We start from the raw sequence: 23,767 nt of genomic DNA on the forward strand, positions 1-23,767 counted from the left end.
GGGCTGTGGATGCGCAGTGCGTCGTTTGAACATCTTGCATGTGCGCCGTCGCCCCACCCTCATCCTGAGCCTCTTGAGCTTGTCGAAAGGCGAAGGACGAGGGCGGGAACCACGTCCACACCCCTAGGGCTTGGCCACGTCCTGCAGCATGAGGAAGAAGGACGGCTGGAGCTTGAAGTTCTCGACATTCGCGCCGGTCACCGCATTCTGCTTCCAGTTGGCGACGAAGACCCACGGTGCGTCGTCCTGAACGATCTCCTGCATCTCCTTGTAGAGCGCAGCGCGTTCGTCCTGATCGGTTGAGGTGCGGGCCTTGTTCAGCAGTTCATCCACCTTCTCATTGGCGTAGTAGCCGGAGTTGAACCCGCCCTTTTCGGGCCAGGCTTCCGAGCGCAGCGCCAGGAAGGGCAGCGTGTCCGGCGAGTTGGTCATCCATGCCATTTCGGCCATGTCCGCCTTGCCTTCGAGGCCCGGATTCACCTTTCCAAGGAACGTGTTCCACTCATAGGTCTCGATGTTGACCTTCATGCCCACGGCCTGCAGATCGGCCTGAATGGCCGTGCCCATGGCGATGGGGTCGAGCATGCCCGAGCCGCCCTCGGTGACGTAGAAGGTCAGTTCCTCACCACCATAACCGGCCTCTTCCAGAAGCTGTCGGGCCTTGTCCGGATCATAGGGATAGGGCTGCAGCTCTTCATTGTAGGCCCATGCGAAGGCCGGCGGCGTCGGGCCCGCGGCCACGTCTGCCGTGCCCTGCAGGATGTTCTCGACCAGCGCCTTCTTGTTGATGGCGTAATTGGCAGCCTGACGCACCGCCTTTTCGGTGAACGGCCCCTCCTTCATGTTGAGGATGAGGAACCAGACATGCGGGCCCGCCTGCTCGTAAACGCTGAAATTCGCGTCATCGCGGAACTGCTGCAGGCTGTCCGGCGGCACCTCCACCATCACGTCCAGACCACCGGAGAGCATTTCGGCAATGCGGGTGTTGGTGTCGGTAATCGGACGGTAGATCACGGCCTCCAGCGGCGGCGCGCCATCCCAATAGTCTTCGTTGCGTGTAATGACGACGCGGGAATTGGCCTGCCATTCCTCGAACCTGAAGGCCCCGGTTCCGACCGGGCTGCGGCCGTAGTCCTTGCCGTGTTCCTTCACCGCCTCGGGCGAAACGATCAGACCTGTCGGATAGGACAGGTTCGACAGGAAGGGCGCGAAAGGCTCTTTCAGCGTGAACTCGACAGTCAGGTCGTCCACCGCCTTCACCGCGTCCACAGACGAGAAATAGAAGGCGAGCGGGAACGGTCCCGTGTCGTGATAGGGGTGATCTTCGTTCAGCATGCGGTCGAAGTTGAACTTCACCGCCTCCGCGTTAAGCGGCGTGCCGTCATGAAACGTCACCCCTTCGCGCAGCTTGAAGGTGTAGGTGATCCCGTCATCGGAAATCTCCCAGCTCTCCGCCAGCGCCGGTTCCGGCTCCAGCGTGCCGTCCTTGTAACGGGTCAGGCCGTCATAGACGTTCATCAGGATGCGGAAATCGTTCACGGCTGTCACCGCATGGGGATCAAGCGACTTCGGCTCCGCGATCTGCCCCACAACCAGAACGTTGGGCGGGGTCTGCGCAAAAACCGGCGATGCGAAGAACATCGTACCGGCAGTCATGGCGGCTGCAATCAGTTTCCTCATGGAGGTTCCTCCCTCTGTTGCCCATAATTAATCCTAACAATCTATCCATTGGCAAGCATTTATTATAATAAATAGACGGTGCGTCATTTCTCCGGGCTCATCGACGCCGAATAAACGTTTGAAAAACAGGCACGTCTCATGGCCAACACACCCGTCATAAATTCACAGCGCCTGCGCGCCCTGCTCGACGGGGTCAACACCTTCGGTCGCAATCCGCAGACCGGCGGCTTCAACCGCGTCGGCTTCAGCGACGCGGACATGGCCGTGCGAAACTGGTTTCTGGAACAGATGCGCGCTGATGGGCTGACCGTGCATCGCGACCCGGTCGCCAACCTGTTCGGAAGATACGGCCCGGCGGACGGTCCATGCATCATGGCCGGTTCGCATCTCGACACCGTGCCCGAGGGCGGCGCCTTCGACGGAGCGCTCGGCGTCTGTGTGGCGCTCGAATGCGTGCGCGCCATGAAGGACGCCGGCTTCACGCCGACGACCGCCATAGAAGTGGTCGCCACCGCCGAGGAGGAAGGACGGTTCGGCGGCATGCTGGGCTCGCAGACCATTGCCGGCCTGGTGACCGGTAAATGGCTGGATGAAGCCCGCGACGCCGACGGTATCCGACTTGCCGACGCAATGGGCGATCAGGGCCTGAACATCCGTGAGGCGCTCGACGCCGCCCGCCCGCCCCGCGACGTCAAAGCCTTCCTCGAACTTCACATCGAACAGGGTCCGGTACTGGAACAGGCTGGCATCCCCGTCGGGATCGCCGACAGTGTCGCCGGCGTCATCAATCTCGCCGTGTCGCTGGTCGGCCGCGCCAACCATTCAGGCACCACGCCGATGGCGCTCCGCGCCGACGCCTTCGCCGGTCTCTCGGCGGTCGGCCAGGCGGTGCGTGGCGTGATTGCCGAACACGGCGGAGAGCGCAGCCGCATCACCATCGGCAAGGTGGCGCTTCAGCCCAATTTCATTCACACCGTGCCGGGCTGCGCCGATTTCATCATCAACATCCGTGACACCGATCCCGGCACGATGGCGGCTCTCGCCCAGGCCATGGAACAGGCCGTGCGCGATGCAGCGCAGGTAAACGGCCTCAGCTTTTCCATCGAGGAGCAGAGCCAGATGGAACCGGTCCGTCTCGACGGCACACTCGTCTCACTGTTGAACGGGGAAGCGGACCGGCTCGGGCTCAAAGCCCTCACCATGCCATCCGGCGCAGGCCACGACGCCCAGACGATGCAGACCCTGTGCCCCTCCGGCCTCATCTTCGTACCGAGCCACAATGGCGTCAGCCATGCGCCGGAAGAGTGGACCGACTGGGAAGCCATAGAAAAAGGCACACAGCTGATGCTGTCAGCGCTCATCAGGCTCAGCGGCTCCGTCGCCGCAAAATAGCGGCACGTATTCCAGGCATTCACCGCATCAAAGAATGCCCCGCACAATCGCGATAGAGTTTGCAGATACCAGCCCGGTTGCCGGAGGCAAAATGGTGACCGGGAGGCGCAGTGACTTGCGATTGGCGGCTAACGGGTCCCCAGATTTTCTCCCGGCAGCCCTGTCTACTGTTCTCCGCCCGGAACTCCGACGGATATTTTCTCACTCGAACGGGAACGTCTGCCCTAAAAAAGCTAATGTTCGTCCGGCACGGGGAAACCCAGTGGAACGCCAGTCGCAGGCTGCGAGGGCATGTTGATAGTTCGATCACATCCAATCTGAAGTGGGCCTTTGAAACCGCCAAGTTGCTCGGAATGGAGGGCCGGTTTCGACACCATGCGGCGTAAGGGCACAGCGGCGCGCCGAGAGTTGTTTTTGTTTTTATTTCAACTATGTAGAAGGCATGGATAAAAAGTCATTCCTTATATTCCGTCGCGGTTGCCGGATGATGCATGTCATCGCCCGGGGCGGATCTATATAAGTGATGTAACCTTATTAGTTCGGCTCCGGGTCGTTTTCTTGAAAGAGAGATCGCCTGTTCTTTTGCGCAGTTTTGACTGTGTATCTGGAGTTCGACATGTCCATCCGTTCCACGCTGTCCCTATGCCATGGCTGTACTGCCAGTCTGCCCCGCGCTGCGGTCCGGTGCCCTTGGTGCTCAACCCTGGTAAATACCCTCTCCGGCGGCGTTCCGTTTGCCGATTACAAGGCGCGCCTTCGCGGCTGCGGGCAAATCCGGCCTGGCAGCAAAGTGCACGGTCTGAGGGCTGGCGGGAGATGACAGCCTGCGGCCTGTTGGTCGCAGCCGCCTCTTTGGTCTGACAGTCAGGACTGTCCAGAATTCACAATGGTTTCGCAGGAGCCAAAACGCCATGGCGTTATCAATCTCATCTCCAATCGAACGTGTGCGCATCCAAATCGGATCGTGACCCTGGCGCTGGCCTAACGGCGCCAGGGAGATGTTCTGCAAAGACTAAGGTTCAGAATTATGGAGAAGAGACATGGCCAAGAGAAAAGGCGACCAAAAGCGGAAGCAGCCAAAGGGCAAGAAGAAGAGCAACCTCAACCAGCCCGATCCAGTGGCCGATCAGCTGATGCCCGCAAAACGCAAGTAGGCGCGCTCACTCATTCAGCGCAGAGAAGCTCGCAGACCCGCCCTGTGGCTGTGGCAGGGTGGGTCTGCGCTCTGCCTACAGGAACAATCCGTCCGGTCCTGCCAAAGGCGGACCCACAATCCTTCTAAATGGGATGAAAGGAGGGCGTGCGATGATACCCGTTCGTGTTTCCTTCGCTGTCGATTTTTCAACTGATAGAACATCAAACACCCGCAAGGCGGCCTTGTGGTCTCTCGCCGCCCGGGTCGCAGATTTGCTGCCAGAGGCCAGCAAACTCGATATTGCAAGTGCCCTCTACGCGCGCGAAAGGCTGGGAACCACTGCCATGGGCGGCGGTGTCGCCCTGCCGCATACGGTGCTCACTGATGAAGACGCCTCAATGATTGTGGTGCGGCGTCTCGAGAGGCCGGTGGAGTTTGATGCTCCAGACGGCATGGCCGTCGACACACTCGTCGCCCTGATGGGTGGCAAACATGACATCAAGTGGCTGCGCGCAGCCCTGCTGCGGCTCGGCAGACTGGCGCAGCAAGGCCCGCTCAGGCATCAATTGCGCATGGCCGCAACGCAGAACGAGGTCGCAGCCATACTCATCGAGCTCGGTCTTGATGTTCATTTCGATCAGAAACTCTGTGACACAGGGGGCGATTTCCGCTCCGAAGGGAGAGCTGGGTTGGGCCTGATTGGCAGCGCACAACACTTCACCGCCGTTCGGTAAGAATTCAGGGCAAGCTCCAGCCGGGGCCGCCGGGTTTTCCGGCGGCAATCCGGTCGGCCATGCACCAGTGCATACAAATGATCACCGCAGGCCATCAATCCTGTGCTATCAGCTGGTGCTACGGAAAAACTCAAACAGCGGCTTCTGTCACGTCCCCCGCTCTTGTTACCTTGCGCACTTCCTGGACCTGTTCGAAATGCTCAACAAACTGATCTCAAGCCAACGTTACACGGTGTTTGTCTTATGCGGGCTCATAGCCCTGGCTGCACTGGTTGGCACGGTGCTTTACACCCCCTGGTTTCTGCTACCCGCCGTCATCTCGACCGCGCTGTTTCTGGTAGGCGTCCATGATGTTCGCCAGAGGCGGCATTCCATCCTGCGCAACTATCCGGTGGTCGGGCATCTGCGATTCCTGCTTGAAGGCTTCCGGCCCGAAATCCGGCAGTACATCATCGAAAGCGATCATGAAGAGGTGCCGTTTAGCCGCGAGGCCCGCGCACTTGTCTACCAGCGGGCCAAAGGTGAGGAAGACAAGCGCCCCTTCGGTACGATCGAGAACGTCTATGGTTCAGGCTATGCATGGCTGACGCACTCGGCCACCCCCGTCACCATTGCTGATACCGACTTCCGTGTTCGCATCGGTGGTCCCGCCTGCCGCCAGCCGTATAACTCCAGCCTGTACAATATTTCAGCCATGAGCTTCGGTTCGCTGTCGGCCAATGCCATCCTCGCGCTAAACACAGGCGCACGGAAAGGCGGCTTTGCCCACGACACCGGCGAAGGCAGCATCAGCCGCTATCACCGCCAGGGTGGAGGCGATCTCGTTTTTCAGGTTGCATCCGGATATTTTGGATGCCGCTCGGATGATGGCAGTTTCTCGCCGGAGAAGTTCGCAGAGCTTGCCGCCGACCCACAGATCAAGATGATCGAGGTCAAGCTAAGCCAGGGCGCCAAGCCCGGTCACGGCGGCATGCTGCCGGCGTCGAAGATTTCCCCGGAGATCGCCGAGGCTCGCGGCATTCCCATGGGCATTGACTGCGTGTCGCCTCCTGCGCACTCCACATTCTCCACCCCCACCGGCCTGATGGAGTTCCTCGGTCAGCTACGCGAGCTTTCCGGAGGAAAACCCGTTGGTTTCAAGCTCTGCATAGGGCACCGCCGCGAATTCATGAGCATGGTCAAGGCAATGCTGAAGACCGGCATTGTTCCCGATTTCATCGTTGTGGACGGTGCAGAGGGAGGAACGGGGGCCGCTCCGGTAGAATTTGCCAACCGGGTCGGCATGCCGATGCTGGAAGGCTTGACGTTTGTGCACAATACGCTGCGCGGCGCCGGCATTCGCGATCAGGTCAAGATCGGTGCTGCTGGCAAGATCATCTCCGCATTCGATATTGCCCGCGCCATTGCGCTCGGTGCGGACTGGTGCAACGCCGCCCGCGGCTTCATGTTTGCCGTTGGATGTATCCAGGCACAGGCATGCCACACCAACAAGTGCCCCGTTGGCATCGCCACCCAGGACCCGGTGCGTCAGCGCGGCGTCGATGTTGCCGACAAGAGCGAACGCGTAGCCCGCTTCCACAAAAACTCCATGAAGGCGCTGGGTGAACTTGCGGGGGCAGCGGGCCTGAGCCACCCCAGCAACTTCATGCCCTACCACTTCATGTTCCGGCAGAAAGACAATGAGTTCCTCGATGGCAATGAGGTCTATCCCTACCTTCCAGAGGGGTTCCTTTCTGCTCAAACGGAAATTCCAGAACTTGCCGAATGGTATAGCCGTTGGGAGCGCGCCAACGCAGACAGCTTCGCTCCGCCACTCATCCCGCAAGCCGCATTCGAACGTCGACAGATCAAATCGATGCCCTCGAAGCAGCACGAAGTGGCGAAGTAAGTCACGACCCGGGCTGATCGCTTCGTGACATCAGATGGAGCGGGGTGCGCAGATCCGCCTCAGCGCAGCCCCTCCGTGATAACCACGAGCGCCAGTTGTCCGGGGTCAGGAAGGCCTAAGGATTTTTCCGCAAAGTTGCGCGCGCGCCCCGCCTGATTTGGCTTTTGCGTGAACTCTTCAACCGTATCCTTCGCAGCCTTGAGGGCAACATCGATCAAAGCGCCGGACTGTGTCGCCTCAAGCGCGCGAACCTGTGCGTCCAGCCCATCCAGAACGGTTTTCTCGCCAAGGGAAGATTTGCCTCGCGCCGCATTGCTTAGACTCAGGGGCAAAACTCGCCCGGTGCAGCAAATTCCGGCCCGCGCGCACATTCGTAAGCGCTGGCCCCAAACACTGCCGGTTGCCCGTCGATCCCCGAAAACGACGCCAGCCTTTTCCAGATTGCGGCAACCGAGTCATCGAGCAATCCACCCCAGCGATAGGCGGCATCCAGACCTTCATCCTGCCCGAGGTTCACATCGATGACGGCTTCAATCGCCCACTCGGGAATCTGCGGGTCGGAAGGAGCCATGTCTGACTCAATACTGTCGATCTCGCCCAGCAGCAGATCGGTGGCCACCACCGAAGTCACGACATTGTCCGAGGAAACCGGCCATGGGTTTTCGGAAACGGCGCTGACAGGCTCCATTTCTCCCCACGCGGCTGCCGTCTCGATCGGCGAACCAAGGTCGAGGCAGGGGGCACCAAAGCAAATCTCGTCCTGTGCGAGCTTCGCGTCCATTTCCATACGCCCGGCGGCCAAAATCATGGCCCTGCTGCCCATCACCGGCCTGGTAATCAACCGCCACCCCGAATGTGGGCCAACACCGAATTCACTGGCATTCGCCACGTTTTCACGACCCAGCGTGTCAACGAGGTTTTGGTGAATGGCTGGTCCGAGATTGAAGCGAACCACTTCGATATAGCTGATGGGAAGAGGTGCGCCGCCCGGCTCCGCCTCAATCCAGTTCGTCGCGTAACGAAGCCGATAGCGCACTCTTTCCAGCGCTTGTTCAGATATCTCAAGAGCAAAAACAGACAGGGGTATCGGGCCAATATCAGCGGCGGGCAAAAAGGCAGATCGCGGATTGGCAGGGGAAAGAGCCCCGTTGATTTCGTCCCGCAACCGGTCCGGGTCAACTGCAGTGTAGCCGCTCTCGTTTACGAACTGCGCATGTGGATCCGCATGTACGGCATGCGGAACAAGGCCCGTCATCATTGCCGCCGAGAAAAGGGCAATTGCGATTGTGGTTTTCATCGTGCCTCCGGAACTGCGCGAAGATAGGTCAGCTTGCTGCATTGCTTCGCTTACTCCACATCAATGATGGCGCGACCGAGCACCGCCTGGCCAGAGATGTCAAGATAACGGAACTCGTAGCGACCGGGCTGCTCGGGCATGACGAAGGTCAATGCCCCCTCCGGATCGATCGGTTGTGCGGAGATCCACGCAAACAGCGCCTGATCTTCCCGAGCCAGCGCAATACGCTGATCCGCGCCGTCCGAACCTCCGGTCCATGTAACAGTCACGGTTTCGCCCGGTGCGGCAGCCCGAGGGGCCGACAGGCCCGCCCCTTCATCGAGGCTGGCCGTGGCTTCAACCACCTCAACGACATGCCGACCGAGCGTGACCCCACCTTCATTGAGCACATAGCGCAATTCATAGAGACCCGGCTCATCGGGAGCAGCTATGTCGCGCTGCGTATCTGCGCCCACGCGGTGGAAAATCGTATAGGCCCCCTCATCGGCGCCCACCGGAACAATGGTCACCCAGTCACGTGGATGGACAGGAACAGACCAGGAGAACCGCAGAGTGTTCCCGGCGCGAACCCTTTCCGGCCCCGTGATGGATGCCTCGGCACCGGTGATTTCTATCGGAGCGCGAGCCAGCGTGACACCGCCTTCATTGAGAACGTAGCGCACCTCGTAGAGACCTGGTTCGGCCGGCGCTACAAGGTCACGCCCATCGTCCGAGCCCACCCGATGGAAAGCCGTGTAGGTCCCCTCATCGGCCCCCACCGGAACAATGGTCACCCAGTCGCGCGGATGAACGGGGTCGGACCAGGTGACACCAAAGCTGCTGCCCGCCATCGCCGTTTCCGGCGCGCTTATCGACGCCTCAGCCCCCATGACTTCGATCGGCGCGCGGGCCAGCGTGACACCGCCTTCATTGAGAACGTAGCGCACCTCGTAGAGACCCGGTTCAGCCGGCGCTACAAGGTCACGCCCATCGTCCGAGCCAACGCGATGGAAGACCGTGTAGGTGCCCTCATCGGCGCCCACCGGAACAATGGTCACCCAGTCGCGCGGATGAACGGGGTCGGACCAGGTGACGCCAAAGCTGCTGCCCGCCATCGCCGTTTCCGGCGCGCTTATCGACGCCTCAGCCGCCATGACTTCGATCGGCGCACGGGCAAGCGTGACATCCCCATCGTTCAGCACATAGCGCACCTCGTAGAGACCCGGTTCGGCCGGGGCTACAATGTCACGCCCACCGTCCGAACCGACGCGATGGAAAGCCGTATAAGTGCCCTCATCAGCGCCCACGGGAACAATGGTCACCCAGTCGCGCGGATGAACAGGGTCAGACCAGGACACGGCGAAGCTGCTGCCCGCCATCGCCGTTTCGGGCGCGCTGATCGACATTGCCGGCAATTCGGCTTCCGGTTCGGGGAGCGGCTCCGGTTCAGGGACCGGTTTCGCTATGGTTTCTCCAACCTGCTTGACGGCGGCGGCGAGTTGGGCGGCATCTTGAGCAGGCAGGAACATTCCTCCCGTATTCTTGGCGATGCAGGCGAGGTGTTGGTGCTCGTCAGTGGCCAGATCGAAGCCGATGACATGGGTGGTGAACGCCACGCCCTGCCTGGCAAGCTGCTCCGACAACGCGCACGGATCTGCGTCACAGTTTTCGACCCCATCAGAAATCAGAACCACGGTCGCTGGCGTGTCACGCCACGAGAGTTCCTCGGCAGCGTGCTGCACCGCTGCCGAAAGAGGCGTGCGTCCCAAGGGCATGATCCCGTTGACGACCTGCTGGAAAGCATCGCGATCCACCGGGCCCACAGGCATCGCCGTTTCGATGTCCGAGCAGAGGCCCTTCTCACGATGGCCATAGGCGACAAGCCCCAGATTTGTGGAAGCTGGCCAGGTCGCCAGCAAATCGCTCATCGCCTCCCGGGCGATCTCGATCTTGGGCACGCCGTCGATCTGGCCCCACATGGAACCCGAGGCATCATAGACGACCATCACATCGCCGGCTTGCAGTGTTGTGGTGGCCAGAAGCGAGATGCCCAGAGCCGAAACAGCCATTAGCGCTTTCATATTGGTTCCCCGATTTTGCTTTTGCTGGCTCGTTGCCGGCAGAAGACGCTGAAGGGCGCCCTCCCCGAGCCAACGAGTGTTCCTTGAGTTTCCCATTCGAAGCTGGGCGCGCGGCTCTCTGTGATCTCGAAATGGAGTTGCACCAGTCACGTCACAGCGACCACACCGAACCGATTGCATCGCTTCGCTTGTGTCTCCTGATGCAGCTCAGTCCGCGAGATGAAGCACGGTATCGAAGGTTCCTTCGACAGTGATGCAATCTTCGGTATCGATCTTCGACATCATGCCTTCGCGCTTGCACAGAAGCGAAGAGAACGTGCCGCGTGCATTTCCCTGCGCGCCGTCGATGTGCAGGGTCTCCAGGGTAACCGAGGCATGAGCGGGCTCTTCATCGCTGACATAGAAGTTCCGCATCCCTTCGGGAAAATAACTCACCGACGCGTCGGTGGCTGATGCATCTGCGCCGCTGATGATACCAAACTCCACACTCAGCACGCCGCGCATAATACTCGCGGCGTCGGGGTCATGCGCCTGGATATCCACCATGCGGAGGGGGCCAAAGTCGCGCACCTCCGCAGTAGCCGTCCCCTCCGAGGGCACATGCAACGTTTCCCCGCGATAGGACGCGCCATCGATGTTGGCCTCGACCGTACCGATCGGCACCGTAGTCTGGGCCCACGCCGCGCCTGAAAGAAAAAGAGCTGTAAAAAAAGTACAGGCAAACCGCCCGAACGCTCTTTGCGATGAACTCATCGTCGCTGCCCTTCTGATGCCAGTGTTCGTGACGGAAGGCTCTAACACCGGTTCTGGTACGCCGCCCCGTTCGTTTAGTCGGGTCGACACCAAAACTCGCGTGACAGTGCAATTTTTCTAAAAACAGGCCACCCTTGTGAAGTAATTCACATCGAGAAGGGCTGGTGACACAGAGAAGCGTCAGGCGGGTTTGCGTGCATGGACGTGGCGCTGCCATGGTGTATCACTCAGACGCTTCCACCCGTCTTGTTTCGATGAAAACCCGATGAACTAAAGCAGCTGAAGTTGGCCTTTGGCAATCCGCAGGTTACGCGGCAGATCGGGATCGTTGAGCGGATCGTCTCACCGCGTGCTGAAGTCGTCGCCCGCCTTCACGAAGTCCTCGTCGGACTTTGCGATCCACACGGGGTACGCCGACTGGAAGACGGATAGTCATAAGCAAGAAAGGCCTTCGCGGCTCTTCAGGCCGCTTTGCCGGGCAAAAGACCGCCCGGCACGTATCTCGTTGCATCTCTGTGCCCATCGTTCACCAATCGGACAGGTTTGGCGGGCCCTGCCTCTGACGTTCAGACAATTTGTCCGAGATGAGCCACCAGTACTGCAAGTGGGATGCTCAGAAGAACGCGGATGATCCAGATGAGCACCAGATGCGGAACTTTCACCGGGATCTCGGTGGCCAGAATGCAGGGGATGGAACCTGCAAAGAACAAGACACCCGAGACCGATGTTACACCGAAGATGTAGCGGGATAGCATCGGCGCATCGCCCAGCATGCCGGTAGGAAAGAACATCTCGGCAAGCGCTGCCGCCATGGCTTTGGCCGTCAGCATCGCCTCTGGCACCTGCAGAACGGCAAGCAGCGGGTAGAAAATCATGCCCAGCCAATCGAAGACAGGCGTATACGCACTGAGCAGAAGACCGAGCAGGCCAACCGACACACCGGTCGGCAGAATGACCGAAGTCATCTTCAGTCCGTCCTTGATGTTCACCAGCAGCAGGTGTGCGAGGGTTGGATTTTCTTCAACCCGGCTCAGTCCGGCATTCAGCGCGGACCTGGAATAGCCCTGAGGGAGGACTTGGTGTGATCCGCAGTGAGAAACGTCTTGCGGGATTGATCCAGTATCTCATCACTCACGCAGACTTCCTGAGTGTCGAAATCGAGCAGGTCGTCGTCGCGCTCGAGCGCGGAACAGCCGATCACGGCCAGATCGAATTTGAACTTACGAATGGCCTCTGCGGCCAACGTCCCGACCAATCCGCAACCCGCTCCAGACGCCCCTCTCGACCAGTTCAGACACGGGCGCGACGAAAAGGTGTTGGTCACGATGTTCGGTTTTCTTCGTTTTTTCGCGCCCCCCCGAAAAACACCAAAACACGCGTCAAATCCTGAATAATTATCGCGATTACCGTTCTTGTGTCGTGAGCATTTTTCCAAAGCGGCAGAAAATCGCAGGCTAAGTCACTGATTTTGAATATTCGAACATAATTCGCTTGATTTTCGCTTTGTTTCGTTTTTACGTTGGGACGATAACTCGGGAGGTTGTCTGTGCGCGGAAACGAGAGTGTTTATCCGGTCGCTCTTTTTGCGACCGGCGGCGGCATCCATGGCTGCCGGATTGTGCATGACACAACGGGATGCGGCCATTTCGTAACGTTTGCTGAAAAGGGCGACCTTGCGTTTGCGTCCCCTTCTTTCTCTTCGAAACGGTTCTATGGCAGGCTGCGCCTGGGTGACTGGATGAACAACCACCGTGCGGGAGAATACCGCAGCTGAATAAAGCCAGTGGCCAAATTCAATAAAGCGCGGGGAGGAGGACCTTATGACGCTGGAACTGAAGGGCGTGTCGAAGATCGTGGAGGGGCAGACCCATATTGCCACGACCGATCTGACGCTCGAAAAGGCGACCATGAACGTTCTGCTGGGGCCGACCCTGTCGGGCAAGACCTCGCTGATGCGTCTGATGGCAGGGCTCGATCAACCGAGCACAGGGCGGATTTTCTGGGACAGCAAAGACGTGACCGGGATGCGGGTGCAGGATCGCAAGGTCGCGATGGTGTACCAGCAATTCATCAACTACCCGTCGATGAGCGTTTATGAAAACATCGCCTCTCCGATAAAGCTCATGGGAGTGGACAAGGCGGAGATCGACCGCCGGGTGCGGGAAACGGCGGAGTTGATGAAGCTGACGCCGATGCTGGACCGCAAGCCTCTGGAACTCTCGGGCGGGCAGCAACAGCGCTGTGCTCTGGCACGGGCTTTGGTCAAGAACGCCGGGCTTGTGCTGCTGGATGAGCCTTTGGCGAACCTTGACTACAAACTGCGCGAAGAGCTGCGGGTGGAGATCCCGAAGATTTTCGCGGCGTCCGGATCGATCTTCGTCTATGCGACGACGGAACCCGAAGAAGCGCTCTTGCTGGGGGGCAACACTGCGACGCTTTGGGAGGGCCAAATCACCCAATTTGGGCCAACGCCCGAGGTCTATCGCAAGCCAGTCGATGCGACAACGGCGCGGGTTTTCTCCGATCCACCGATGAATTTCCTGCAGATCTCCAAGACCGGTGATCGATTGATGTTCGGCGACGGACAAAGCGCCGTTGCGACCGGCAAGCTCGCTGAACTGGCGGATGGGCGTTACACGGCGGGATTCCGTCCCAACCATCTCGAAATCGTGCAGCATTCCGAAAACGCGATGAAATTCACCACACAGCTGCATGTGACAGAGCTGACCGGTTCGGAAACCTTTGTCCATCTCGACCACGATCGCGCGCGTTGGGTGGGGTTGATTCACGGCGTGCATGATCTTGAGATCGGCGCCGCGCTCGATGTCTGGCTTGATCCCCGTCATGTCTATGTATTCAGCGAAGACGGCGGGCTTGTTGCGCCTGCTGCCTACGCAGCGGCGGCGTGAGGAGGCGCGATCATGGCCAGGATTACACTCGATAACCTTGCGCATTCCTACAATCCGAATGCCGCTTCGGAACGTGACTATGCGCTCAAGGAACTCAATTACGAATGGGAAGACGGCGCGGCCTATGCGCTTCTGGGCTCGTCGGGCTGCGGCAAGTCCACGCTTCTCAATATCATTTCGGGTCTGTTGATGCCGTCACAGGGGCGTATCTTGTTCGATGGCATCGACGTCACCGGCGCCCCCACGGCAGAGCGCAACATCGCGCAGGTTTTCCAGTTCCCGGTGGTCTACGACACGATGACCGTGCATGACAATCTGGCCTTTCCGCTCAGGAATCGGGGCCATAATGAGACCTATGTTGCAGAGCGCGTACAGGAAATCGCGCGGATGATCGGCATGGAGGACATGCTGCGCAAAAAGGCACGGGGACTTGGCGCTGACGCCAAGCAAAAGATTTCTCTGGGCCGCGGCATGGTGCGCAAGGACGTGAACGCACTCTTGTTCGATGAGCCTCTGACCGTCATCGACCCCCATATGAAGTGGGAGCTGCGCACCCAGCTGAAGAAACTGCATCACGATTTCGGTCACACCATGATTTACGTGACCCATGACCAGACGGAGGCGCTGACCTTCGCTGACAAAGTGGTGGTGATGTATGACGGCCGCGTGGTTCAGATCGGCACGCCAGAGGAGCTGTTCGAACGTCCCGCGCATACCTTTGTGGGCTATTTCATCGGCTCGCCAGGCATGAATGTCATCCCGGCCAAGGTCGAGGGCGCGAAAGCCTATATCAACGGCTGCGAAATCGCGCTTGGCGCAGGTTATGCGCCCATGGACGGCAAGGTGGAGATCGGCGTGCGACCCGAGTTCGCGCGGCTTAGCGAGACGGACGGCCTTCCTGTGAGAGTGCGCCGCGTAGAGGATGCGGGGCGTCACAAGATCATACGCGCCGAGTTCTTTGGACAGGACATCAACATCATCGCGGACGAGGACGATCCGGTGCGCGCGGACATGACACGCATCACCTTCGACCCATCGCGGGTGAATGTCTATGCGAATGATTGGCGCGTGGCGCCCGAAAGCGCAGAGGCCGCGTGATGCAACAGAAAACAACCAATCACAAAGCATGGTTCCTTGTGCTGCCGATGCTGGTGCTCGTTGCCTTTTCGGCCGTGATCCCGCTCATGACGGTGGTCAACTATTCTGTACAGGACACGTTCGGCAACAACCAGTTCTTCTGGGCGGGGCTCGAGTGGTTCGAGGAAATGCTCTCCGACGAGCGCATGTGGAATGCGCTGCAACGTCAGTTGATGTTCTCAGGCATCATCCTTGCCATCGAAATTCCGCTGGGCATTCTCGTGGCTCTGAACATGCCGAAATCGGGCTTTTGGTCCTCTTTCTGCCTCGTGGTCATGTCCCTGCCTCTGCTGATCCCCTGGAACGTGGTCGGCACGATCTGGCAGATATTCGGTCGCGTCGACATCGGTCTTCTGGGCTACACGCTCGACGCGCTGGGCATTCATTACAATTACACCCAGGACACGATTTCTGCGTGGATCACCATCATCGTGATGGATGTCTGGCACTGGACCTCGCTTGTAGCGCTCTTGGCCTTTGCCGGTCTTAAATCCATCCCCGACGCCTATTATCAGGCCGCTCGGATCGATCAGGCCAGCCGCTGGAAAGTGTTCCGGTTCATCGAACTGCCCAAGATGACGGGCGTGTTGATGATCGCGATCTTGCTGCGCTTCATGGACAGTTTCATGATCTATACCGAACCCTTCGTGGTGACGGGCGGTGGTCCGGGAAATGCGACGACGCTTTTGTCCATCGACCTCGTGAAGATGGCTCTGGGCCAGTTCGATCTTGGACCAGCTGCGGCCTTCTCGCTGATGTACTTCCTCGTGATCCTGTCGATCTCCTGGGTCTTCTACACCGTGATGGTCAACCTCGACAAAAAGGGCGCCTGAGATGACGGATGCAGCCGCACAGTCCCCCGCCGCCGTCAAATCCCGCAGCTTCCCGAGGGTGAAGGGCGGCACCGTGGTGATGACGCTCTATCTTCTGTTCCTCATGTTGCCGATCTACTGGCTGTTGAGCATGAGCCTCAAGACCAACGCAGAAATTCTTGGGGGCTTCTCGCTTTGGCCGCGCGATCTGACATTTGCCAACTACATCACGATCCTCACCGATGAGGCGTGGTATATGGGCTATGTCAATTCGATGATCTACGTGGTGATGAACACGGTGATCTCGCTCGCCGTGGCTTTGCCTGCCGCCTATGCGTTTTCGCGCTACAACTTCCTGGGCGACAAGCATCTTTTCTTCTGGCTTTTGACCAACCGAATGGCGCCGCCTGCGGTATTCGCGCTGCCATTCTTTCAGCTCTACTCCTCGATCGGGCTCTTTGACACGCATATCGCCGTGGCATTGGCGCATTGTCTCTTCAACGTGCCGCTCGCCGTTTGGATCCTCGAAGGTTTCATGCGTGGTGTGCCGAAAGAGATCGACGAGACCGCCTATATCGACGGCTACAGCTTTGGGCATTTTTTCGTGAAAATCTTCATGCCGCTGATCGCCAGCGGGATCGGTGTGGCCGCATTCTTTTGCTTCATGTTTTCGTGGGTCGAGCTCTTGCTGTCACGTACGCTGACCTCTGTGGAAGCCAAGCCCATCGCCGCCACCATGACCCGCACGGTGGGTGCGGCAGGTGTGGACTGGGGCGTGTTGGCCGCCGCAGGCGTGCTCACCATCGTACCGGGCGCGCTCGTTATCTACTTCGTGCGCAACTACATCGCCAAGGGCTTCGCGCTCGGCCGGGTCTGACAGGAGGATCTAGACATGGACTGGATGGCATGGACGTGGCCGACTGCCGCCTTTTTCGGAACCATTGCAACGCTTTTGGTGATCTTCACCATTCTGGCGATCAAATTCCCCGAAACGCCGCGGGTTGGTGTTCTGGGCATTGAGACCACGCGGGGGGATCGTTTGTTCATCACCCTTCTTGGCTCAGCCTTCATCAATCTTGCGTGGCTCGGCCTGGTCAGCGCGAACCAGGCGCTCGCGCTTGTCGTCTGCCTGATTTTTGCAGCCGTCGTATTTCGCTGGGTCTGAGGAGGCCCCGCGACTGATCGAAACCCAAAACCAGAGGTTCACTTAGGGAGGAAACCAATGAACCAACGTCTCAAGACAACCACCGCACTGGCGCTGTGCCTCGGCCTTTGGTCGGCGCCGGCTTCTGCCGACATGGATGCCGCGAAGGCCTTCCTGGATGCTGAAATCGGCGATATGTCCGCGCTGTCTCGCGCTGATCAAGAAGCCGAAATGCAGTGGTTCATCGACGCGGCCCAGCCCTTTGCGGGCATGGAGATCAAAGTGGTCTCCGAGACCATCACCACGCATGAATATGAATCTCAGGTGCTTGCGCCGGCGTTCGAGGCCATCACCGGCATCAAGATCACGCACGATCTGATCGGCGAAGGCGACGTCGTCGAGAAGCTTCAGACCCAGATGCAGTCGGGCGAGAATATTTATGACGCCTATGTCAACGACTCCGACCTGATCGGCACGCACTGGCGCTATCAACAGGTGCGCAACCTGACTGACTTTATGGCGAACGAAGGTGCGGATGTGACCAATCCTGGTCTCGATCTCGATGATTACATTGGCACCCAGTTCACCACCGCGCCCGATGGCAAGCTCTATCAGCTTCCCGACCAGCAGTTCGCGAACCTATACTGGTTCCGCTACGACTGGTTCAACGATCCCGCGATCATGGCCGAGTTCAAAGAGAAATACGGGTACGATCTCGGTGTTCCGGTCAACTGGTCGGCCTATGAGGACATCGCCGAATTTTTCACCGGGCGCGAGATCGACGGTGTCAAAGTCTACGGTTCGATGGATTACGGCAAGAAAGACCCCTCGCTCGGCTGGCGTTACACCGACGCATGGATGTCCATGGCGGGTATGGGCGACAAGGGCGAACCCAACGGCCTTCCGGTTGATGAATGGGGCATCCGCGTGAACGAGAACTCCCAGCCGGTCGGCGCCTGCATGGCGCGTGGCGGGGCGGCGAACTCTCCGGCGGCAGTCTATGCGGTGGAGAAAGCCATCGACTGGCTGAACAAATACTCCCCGCCATCCGCCATGGGCATGACCTTCTCCGAGGCTGGCCCGGTTCCGGGTCAGGGCAACATCGCTCAGCAGATGTTCATGTATACCACCTTCGTGGCGCCTCTGGTCGACAGCCCGGCGGTGATGAACGAGGACGGCACGCCGAAATGGCGTCTCGCACCCAGCCCGCATGGGGTTTACTGGGAAGATGGCATGAAGGTCGGCTATCAGGATGTGGGCTCCTGGACGCTGATGAAATCCACCCCAGAGGACCGCGCCAAAGCCGCCTGGCTCTACGCGCAATTCGTGGGTTCCAAGACCGTCGACGTGAAGAAATCCCACGTTGGCCTGACGTTCACCCGAGAATCCTCCATCCAGCATGAGAGCTTTACGGATCGTGCGCCGAAACTTGGCGGTCTCGTCGAGTTCTACCGCTCCCCGGACCGTGTGCGTTGGTCGCCCACAGGCACCAATGTCCCGGATTACCCGAAGCTCGCTCAGCTGTGGTGGCAGAACATCGGTGATGCCATGTCCGGCGCGAAGTCGGCTCAAGATGCGCTCGACAGCCTCTGTGCCGATATGGAGCGTGTGATGGAGCGTCTGGAACGCGCTGGCATCCAGGGCGACCTTGGCCCGGTCATGAACGAAGAAACCGACGCTGCGGATTGGATTGCGGCAGAAGGCGCGCCGAAGCCGGCTATCGAGAACGAGCGCGAAGCGCCCAAGACCGTCTCTTATGACGAGCTCGTCGCCTCCTGGCAGTAGGCTCTTCAAGGCAGAGGGGGCGGGATATTCCCGCCCCTTTTTTCATTCTCCTATGGGGCCTTGTCGTGAGAGGCCGGTATTGCCAGGCTATTTGGGCGCTCTGATCCGTGTAAGCGGCAGTGGCGTTGACCTCATATCTGGTCGGTTCTGTTGCAAACTTTTCGCTTGCTGCAACGCCGAGAACCTCTTTAAGGATCAGTCCCGCCGAGCAGTGAAGGCGATCCATATCGGTAAGAGCCAATACCTTACCAAGCGAACCGGGCAGGATCATCGCCGCATCACACGGAGGGTGCGGACGATGCTGGATTTCAAGGCATTCTGTTCGGCCACCGTCACTCTGGCTGGCATCGAAATGGCTCACATGAAGCGTAATTGCCAAGCCGGCTTTGCCAACAACCCGGCCCCATCACTCACGGAATAGTTCGAGCTGAAACCCGCCCAGCGGAACGATGCATGTCGCCTATTCGAATATTTTCACAAGAACCGTCAGAATTCATCAGAATTGAATGATGGAATCTACTGCACAACTTTCTTTATTAGAGGAAGGGTTGGATAGATGCCCCCTTCCAAACGGGCGGGGGATAATGCAGAGCGATAGTATCCAAATGGATGCATTCGCCAGACGAGGGGAAAACCCGCGATGGCAGATTTTACGCTATTGGTGTATCGATTAGGTCTGTTCGTAGGCTCTTCCCTGCTCGTCCTTTTGGCCGTGATCCAGAAGACGGCGCTCGGCACCAGTTCCAAACTGCCCACCCGCCCCGATCATTTTCGATGGCAGCATCTACGGACCAAGGCTCAAACTTGGTTTACGCGGATGTTCGCCGTGAGCCGGCTCATCCTGTCAGGTCTTGCGCTTCTGATCGGCGTGCTGGTCTGGCCAGCGACGGCTTTCGCCGCACCGTCGGTGTCCATCAGCGTCAGCCCGGCCTCGATGAGTGAGGACAGCGCAGGCAATTTGGTTTACACGGTCACGCGCAGCCAGAACCTGTCGTCATCCACGATCGTCAATCTCGGTTACACGGGCAGCGCGGATGCCAGCGACTATACCGGTGAGACCTTGACCGTGACCATTCCGTCCGGCTCGACCAGCGGCATCGTGGAGATAAACCCGTCTGCCGATGTCACCGTGGAGGCGGACGAGACTGTAATCGTTAGCATACAGAGCGGCTCAGGCTATACCATCGGTGTGCCTTCCTCTGCCACGGGCACCATCCTGAACGACGACCTTGGGGTTCTGACGATCAACGACGTCACCTTTCCCGAGGGTGGCTCCGGAACTCAAGCGATATCGTTCACAATATCGCTCAGCCAGCCTGCCGGACCCGGTGGTGTAACGTTCGACATCGCAACCGCCAATGGCACATCGACGGCAGGCGAGGACTATCAAGCGAAAAGCATCGTGGGCGCCACCATCGCGCCAGGGGAGAGCACTTATTTCTTCTCTGTTAATGTCTACGGTGATACGTCCAACGAACCCAATGAGTGGTTTTTCGTCAGCATCACCAACGTAACAAACGCTATCTTGGGCGATGGCCAGGGCGTGGGCACCATCGTCAACGACGACCCCGTACCCACGGTCACCCTGGCTCCTGCCAGCCTTTCCGCGACAACAGTCGGGGCGTCCTATAGTGAAACCCTGACCGCCAGCGGCGGGACGGGTCCATACACCTATGCCGCCACCGCCGGCGTGTTGCCTGACGGCCTGACGTTGACTTCTTCAGGCGTGCTTTCCGGAACGCCAACGGATGAGGGCACGTTCAATTTCACCATCAGCGCCACCGACAGCAGCGGCGGAACCGGGCCATACAGCGGAAGCAGGGCCTATACGCTTACCGTTGCCGCGCCCGTCATCGCATTGAGCCCCGCCACGCTGCCACCCGCCACCCAGGGCGTCCCCTACGCCCAGACCATAACCGCCAGCGGCGGCACCGCGCCTTATACTTACTCGACTACCGCCGGTGCCTTGCCTTCAGGAATCAACCTGAGCAGCTCTGGTGTGCTCTCCGGCTCGCCGACGGTAAACGGAACATTCAACTTCACCGTCACCGCCACCGATAGCAGCACTGGCAGCGGCCCCTACAGCGACAGCCAGGCCTATTCGTTTCAGATAAGCGCCGTTGCTCCGCCGGTGGTCGGTTCCGTGAGTGTTCCCGCCAACGGATATTATCGCGCGGGGGAGGTTCTTTCCTTCACTGTCAACTTCAATGAAACCGTTCTGGTCGACACATCTGGCGGTTCACCGGGTCTTCCGGTGGTGATCGGTGCAGCAACGGTCGATGCCGGCTATGTGTCCGGAAGCGGATCGAATGCGCTTGTCTTCCAATATGCCGTCAATCCGGGCGATCTGGACCTGAACGGCATTCAGGTCGGCAGTGCCATCGGTCTCAACGGCGGCATAATTACAAACGCCTTCAGCACGCCTGCCGACCCGGCTCTCAACGGCGTAGGCAGCACCACCGGTGTCCTCGTTGACACAATAGCGCCAACGGTAACCTCCAGCGCTGTGAGCGCCAGTCCGGCGCCGGATGCGGTCGCCATTGATTTCCTGGTGACATTCTCGAAGCCGGTGAATGGCGTCGACTCATCGGATTTCGTCCTGACGACCACGGGGAGCGCCATGGGTGCGATTTCTGGCGTCGCCACCTCGGACAACGTGACATATACGGTCAGCGTCACCGGTATTTCCGGAACCGGCTCGTTGCGGCTCGATGTTCTGGCGGACGGGTCGATCACCGATACACCCGGCAATCCGCTGACCGCAGCCTACGCCGCCGGAACGCCCTGGGTGCGCAGCGGATCCTCCAACGCGTCGCTGGCCGGCCTTGCGCCGAGCGCCGGCGCCCTCGATCCCGCTTTCGATGCGGCCACGTTCGACTATGCCGTTGCGGTCGCCAATTCCGTTACCAACCTCACCCTGACCCCGACCGCCGACAACGCCAATGCGACGATCACCGTTAACGGCACGACGGTTGCATCCGGCAGCACCAGCCAGCCGCTCGCCCTCGCAGTCGGAGCAACAGCGATACCTGTCGTGGTCATGGCACAGGACGGCACAACCACACGCACCTATACGGTCACGGTCACGCGGGCGTCTTCTGCCCCGACCGTGATGTCCCGCACCGTCGCGATCAACGCGGGCCAGACGGCGTCCGTCGAACTCACGGACGGCGCGACCGGAGGTCCGTTTACCGGCGCGGCGATGATCGACATATCCGACAGCAGCGCCGGTTCCGCGCATATCGAACAGAACGGGCAGAGTTTCCTGCTCGTCTTCGCATCCAGCCCGACCTTTTCGGGTGGCGCAGACATCCGGTTCACACTTTCAAGCGTACACGGCACTTCGGCTCCCGGAACGATCTCCTTCACCGTTCTTGCACGGCCCGACCCCACGCTGGACGCGGAAGTCCTCGGGCTGCTGAGGGCGCAGACCGATACCGCGAAGCGCTTCGCGCGGGTGCAGACACATAATTTCAACGGCCGGCTCGAGCAGTTGCACGACGAAGGCGACCGTCGCAGGAACAGCCTGAACGTGCGGTTGGGCTATAATGAAAACGGGCAGCGCGGCGACCAAGCGGCCCGCGCACTGAACGAGGCAGGAGCCGATGTGCCCGGTCTTCTCGGCTATACTCCGCAATCTTCCGGCGGGTCTGGCAATGGGGCGCTGGCCAAGGGCCAGTCGAATGGACCGGGCGCTTCGGATGGCCGTGGCATGGATCTCGGACCCTATGCAATCTGGACCGGCGGCTTCGTCGATTTCAGCCAAAGCGACAAGGGCGGCATTGATCTCGACGGCACGCTCGTTGGGGTGAGCGCCGGCATCGATTACCGCTTTTCCGACAGGTTCATCGCCGGGTTCGGGGTCGGGTTCGGCCGTGATCATACCGATATCGGCGGAAACGGCACCGAAAATACGGGGCTCGCCTACAGCGCCGCACTCTATGGAAGCTACAAGCCTGCCAACAATTTTTTCATCGACGGGCTCATCGGTGCAAGCTGGCTCGACTTCGACAGCCAACGCTATGTCACCGCCACCGGCGATTTCGCCACCGGCAGCAGGTCAGGGCAACAGGTCTTCGGATCGTTGAGCGCAGCTTACGAGTTACGCGACGAAACATGGCTCCTTTCGCCCTACGGCCGCATCGAGATGTCCCGGACATGGCTCGACGGCTTCGCTGAGGAAGGCGGAGGCGCTTTCGGCCTACGCTACGGAGACCAGACCATCGACACGGTTTCCGGCGTGATCGGTCTTCGTGCAGAATATGCGTTCAAAAGGAGCTGGGGCACGCTGACACCAGGAGCGCGGGTCGAATACACTCACGACTTCGCCGGGTCGAGCCGGGCGCACCTGGGCTATATCGACCTGGATCACCTGCCCTACTGGCTCGACGTCGAAGCCTCCAACAGGAGTTACGTGACGCTGGGCCTGTCACTCGATGCGGAGCTTCCGCAGGCGTGGACGCTTGGCTTCGACTATCGAACCGCCTTCGGAAATGCGCGCCAGGATCACACGTTCGGGCTGAAAGTCGGCAAACGGTTCTAACCATCTTCAAGATTGGAGTCTTGAATGGATCGATCCGCTCTCCTGCCGGCGTCAGGCTCCCGTCCTCCGGCGGATGCCGCACGCCCGGACTACGATTTCGATCGGAAAGTGGTGTGGCGGCATCCCTGCTCAATTCTGGGGCATGCCCCACGCCGTTTGCCTGTGCTTGCGATTTCCGCCCGGCCTTCGAATGTTGACGGCGCGTAGGGTCTGAGCTGCTCCCCGATTTTCGGAGCGTTCTGATCTGGAATTTTCCAATTATGATCCCTGCTCTGGGAGAAGGAGAGTTCCATGAAGAAGTCGAAGTTTTCGGAGGCGCCGATCGCTTTCATTCTGCGTCAGGCGGATGAAGGCGCGTCGGTCGCGGAGGTGTGCCGAAAGGCGGACATCAGTGACGCGACCTTCTACAACTGGCGCAAGCGTTATGGCGGGTTGACACCGTCGGAGGTCAAACGCCTGGGTCAGCTTTAGGATGAGAACAACCGGGTGAGGAAGATC

At 59.6% G+C, this 23,767-nt stretch carries 18 protein-coding genes and 2 pseudogenes; 13 read left to right on the forward strand and 7 right to left on the reverse strand.

The features are described from left to right. Nucleotides 1-123: 123 nt before the first annotated feature. Nucleotides 124-1,680, reverse strand: coding sequence for an ABC transporter substrate-binding protein (locus tag JYP46_RS20535; protein ID WP_206549167.1), 1,557 nt, complete (start codon nucleotides 1,678-1,680; stop codon nucleotides 124-126). Nucleotides 1,681-1,818: 138 nt separating this feature from the next. On the opposite strand from JYP46_RS20535, the gene JYP46_RS20540 reads away from it, so the two are divergent. The 4 genes from JYP46_RS20540 to JYP46_RS20555 all read left to right on the forward strand — a co-directional run bounded on the left by JYP46_RS20540 (nucleotide 1,819) and on the right by JYP46_RS20555 (nucleotide 6,829). Beyond that, nucleotides 1,819-3,072 (forward strand): Zn-dependent hydrolase, encoded by a 1,254-nt coding sequence (locus JYP46_RS20540; RefSeq protein WP_206549168.1) that lies wholly within the window; start codon nucleotides 1,819-1,821, stop codon nucleotides 3,070-3,072. A 236-nt stretch (nucleotides 3,073-3,308) separates the two neighbouring features. Beyond that, nucleotides 3,309-3,458, forward strand: coding sequence for a histidine phosphatase family protein (locus JYP46_RS20545; protein WP_206549169.1), 150 nt, complete (start codon nucleotides 3,309-3,311; stop codon nucleotides 3,456-3,458). Between the two features lie 919 nt (nucleotides 3,459-4,377). Beyond that, the gene (locus JYP46_RS20550; RefSeq protein ID WP_206549170.1) at nucleotides 4,378-4,941 is read left to right on the forward strand and encodes a PTS sugar transporter subunit IIA; all 564 of its coding nucleotides are present in this window, start codon (nucleotides 4,378-4,380) and stop codon (nucleotides 4,939-4,941) included. Nucleotides 4,942-5,137: 196 nt separating this feature from the next. Further along, nucleotides 5,138-6,829, forward strand: coding sequence for an FMN-binding glutamate synthase family protein (locus tag JYP46_RS20555; protein ID WP_206549171.1), 1,692 nt, complete (start codon nucleotides 5,138-5,140; stop codon nucleotides 6,827-6,829). Between the two features lie 59 nt (nucleotides 6,830-6,888). On the opposite strand, the gene JYP46_RS20560 is transcribed toward JYP46_RS20555, so the two are convergent. The 6 genes from JYP46_RS20560 to JYP46_RS22165 form a co-directional block, all read right to left on the reverse strand. Then, nucleotides 6,889-7,200, reverse strand: coding sequence for a DAK2 domain-containing protein (locus JYP46_RS20560; RefSeq protein ID WP_222474319.1), 312 nt, complete (start codon nucleotides 7,198-7,200; stop codon nucleotides 6,889-6,891). Next, nucleotides 7,152-8,126: a hypothetical protein gene (locus JYP46_RS20565; protein WP_206549172.1), complete on the reverse strand. Its 975-nt coding sequence runs from the start codon at nucleotides 8,124-8,126 to the stop codon at nucleotides 7,152-7,154. The genes JYP46_RS20560 and JYP46_RS20565 overlap by 49 nt, the downstream gene beginning before the upstream one ends. Nucleotides 8,127-8,176: 50 nt before the next feature. Continuing rightward, nucleotides 8,177-10,186 (reverse strand): vWA domain-containing protein, encoded by a 2,010-nt coding sequence (locus JYP46_RS20570; protein WP_206549173.1) that lies wholly within the window; start codon nucleotides 10,184-10,186, stop codon nucleotides 8,177-8,179. Nucleotides 10,187-10,393: 207 nt separating this feature from the next. Further along, nucleotides 10,394-10,939, reverse strand: coding sequence for a hypothetical protein (locus JYP46_RS20575; protein WP_206549174.1), 546 nt, complete (start codon nucleotides 10,937-10,939; stop codon nucleotides 10,394-10,396). A gap of 566 nt (nucleotides 10,940-11,505) precedes the next feature. Continuing rightward, a complete protein-coding gene (locus JYP46_RS20580; RefSeq protein ID WP_206549175.1) occupies nucleotides 11,506-11,904 on the reverse strand; it encodes a hypothetical protein in 399 nt (132 codons plus the stop codon). Between the two features lie 77 nt (nucleotides 11,905-11,981). Next, entirely contained in the window at nucleotides 11,982-12,263 is a 282-nt protein-coding gene (locus tag JYP46_RS22165; protein ID WP_328851012.1) for a DeoR/GlpR family DNA-binding transcription regulator, read from the reverse strand. Nucleotides 12,264-12,759: 496 nt separating this feature from the next. Between JYP46_RS22165 and JYP46_RS20590 the strand changes: the two genes are divergently transcribed. The 9 genes and pseudogenes from JYP46_RS20590 to JYP46_RS20625 form a co-directional block, all read left to right on the forward strand. Then, nucleotides 12,760-13,848: an ABC transporter ATP-binding protein gene (locus JYP46_RS20590; RefSeq protein ID WP_206545132.1), complete on the forward strand. Its 1,089-nt coding sequence runs from the start codon at nucleotides 12,760-12,762 to the stop codon at nucleotides 13,846-13,848. A gap of 12 nt (nucleotides 13,849-13,860) precedes the next feature. Beyond that, on the forward strand, nucleotides 13,861-14,946 hold the full coding sequence (locus JYP46_RS20595) for an ABC transporter ATP-binding protein (protein WP_206549176.1): 1,086 nt from the start codon (nucleotides 13,861-13,863) through the stop codon (nucleotides 14,944-14,946). Continuing rightward, nucleotides 14,946-15,818 carry a carbohydrate ABC transporter permease gene (locus JYP46_RS20600; RefSeq protein ID WP_206545134.1) on the forward strand — a complete coding sequence of 291 codons (873 nt, stop codon included), beginning with the start codon at nucleotides 14,946-14,948 and terminating at the stop codon, nucleotides 15,816-15,818. The genes JYP46_RS20595 and JYP46_RS20600 overlap by 1 nt, the downstream gene beginning before the upstream one ends. A 79-nt stretch (nucleotides 15,819-15,897) precedes the next feature. Continuing rightward, nucleotides 15,898-16,674, forward strand: coding sequence for a carbohydrate ABC transporter permease (locus tag JYP46_RS20605; protein WP_206545135.1), 777 nt, complete (start codon nucleotides 15,898-15,900; stop codon nucleotides 16,672-16,674). Between the two features lie 15 nt (nucleotides 16,675-16,689). Continuing rightward, on the forward strand, nucleotides 16,690-16,962 hold the full coding sequence (locus JYP46_RS20610; RefSeq protein ID WP_113156545.1) for a DUF2160 domain-containing protein: 273 nt from the start codon (nucleotides 16,690-16,692) through the stop codon (nucleotides 16,960-16,962). Nucleotides 16,963-17,019: 57 nt separating this feature from the next. Then, entirely contained in the window at nucleotides 17,020-18,726 is a 1,707-nt protein-coding gene (locus tag JYP46_RS20615) for an ABC transporter substrate-binding protein (RefSeq protein WP_206549177.1), read from the forward strand. Nucleotides 18,727-18,895: 169 nt separating this feature from the next. Beyond that, a pseudogene (locus JYP46_RS22330) lies at nucleotides 18,896-19,147 on the forward strand (IS6 family transposase); the annotation flags it as partial. A 219-nt stretch (nucleotides 19,148-19,366) separates the two neighbouring features. Next, on the forward strand, nucleotides 19,367-23,269 hold the full coding sequence (locus tag JYP46_RS20620) for an autotransporter domain-containing protein (protein WP_206549178.1): 3,903 nt from the start codon (nucleotides 19,367-19,369) through the stop codon (nucleotides 23,267-23,269). Between the two features lie 291 nt (nucleotides 23,270-23,560). Continuing rightward, nucleotides 23,561-23,737: pseudogene (locus JYP46_RS20625) on the forward strand (transposase); the annotation flags it as partial. Nucleotides 23,738-23,767 lie beyond the last annotated feature (30 nt).

The organism is Nitratireductor aquimarinus, assembly GCF_017255295.1.
Taxonomy (GTDB): domain Bacteria; phylum Pseudomonadota; class Alphaproteobacteria; order Rhizobiales; family Rhizobiaceae; genus Nitratireductor; species Nitratireductor aquimarinus.

Coding starts and splice junctions, on each gene's coding strand:
- JYP46_RS20615 (WP_206549177.1), top strand. CDS start 17,020: ATGAACCAACGTCTCAAGACAACCACCGCACTGGCGCTGTGCCTCGGC.
- JYP46_RS20555 (WP_206549171.1), top strand. CDS start 5,138: ATGCTCAACAAACTGATCTCAAGCCAACGTTACACGGTGTTTGTCTTA.
- JYP46_RS20590 (WP_206545132.1), top strand. CDS start 12,760: ATGACGCTGGAACTGAAGGGCGTGTCGAAGATCGTGGAGGGGCAGACC.
- JYP46_RS20595 (WP_206549176.1), top strand. CDS start 13,861: ATGGCCAGGATTACACTCGATAACCTTGCGCATTCCTACAATCCGAAT.
- JYP46_RS20545 (WP_206549169.1), top strand. CDS start 3,309: ATGTTCGTCCGGCACGGGGAAACCCAGTGGAACGCCAGTCGCAGGCTG.
- JYP46_RS20610 (WP_113156545.1), top strand. CDS start 16,690: ATGGACTGGATGGCATGGACGTGGCCGACTGCCGCCTTTTTCGGAACC.
- JYP46_RS20535 (WP_206549167.1), bottom strand. CDS start 1,680: ATGAGGAAACTGATTGCAGCCGCCATGACTGCCGGTACGATGTTCTTC.
- JYP46_RS20575 (WP_206549174.1), bottom strand. CDS start 10,939: ATGAGTTCATCGCAAAGAGCGTTCGGGCGGTTTGCCTGTACTTTTTTT.
- JYP46_RS20605 (WP_206545135.1), top strand. CDS start 15,898: ATGACGCTCTATCTTCTGTTCCTCATGTTGCCGATCTACTGGCTGTTG.
- JYP46_RS20550 (WP_206549170.1), top strand. CDS start 4,378: ATGATACCCGTTCGTGTTTCCTTCGCTGTCGATTTTTCAACTGATAGA.
- JYP46_RS20620 (WP_206549178.1), top strand. CDS start 19,367: ATGGCAGATTTTACGCTATTGGTGTATCGATTAGGTCTGTTCGTAGGC.
- JYP46_RS20570 (WP_206549173.1), bottom strand. CDS start 10,186: ATGAAAGCGCTAATGGCTGTTTCGGCTCTGGGCATCTCGCTTCTGGCC.
- JYP46_RS20600 (WP_206545134.1), top strand. CDS start 14,946: ATGCAACAGAAAACAACCAATCACAAAGCATGGTTCCTTGTGCTGCCG.
- JYP46_RS20580 (WP_206549175.1), bottom strand. CDS start 11,904: ATGACTTCGGTCATTCTGCCGACCGGTGTGTCGGTTGGCCTGCTCGGT.
- JYP46_RS20540 (WP_206549168.1), top strand. CDS start 1,819: ATGGCCAACACACCCGTCATAAATTCACAGCGCCTGCGCGCCCTGCTC.
- JYP46_RS20565 (WP_206549172.1), bottom strand. CDS start 8,126: ATGAAAACCACAATCGCAATTGCCCTTTTCTCGGCGGCAATGATGACG.
- JYP46_RS20560 (WP_222474319.1), bottom strand. CDS start 7,200: ATGTGCGCGCGGGCCGGAATTTGCTGCACCGGGCGAGTTTTGCCCCTG.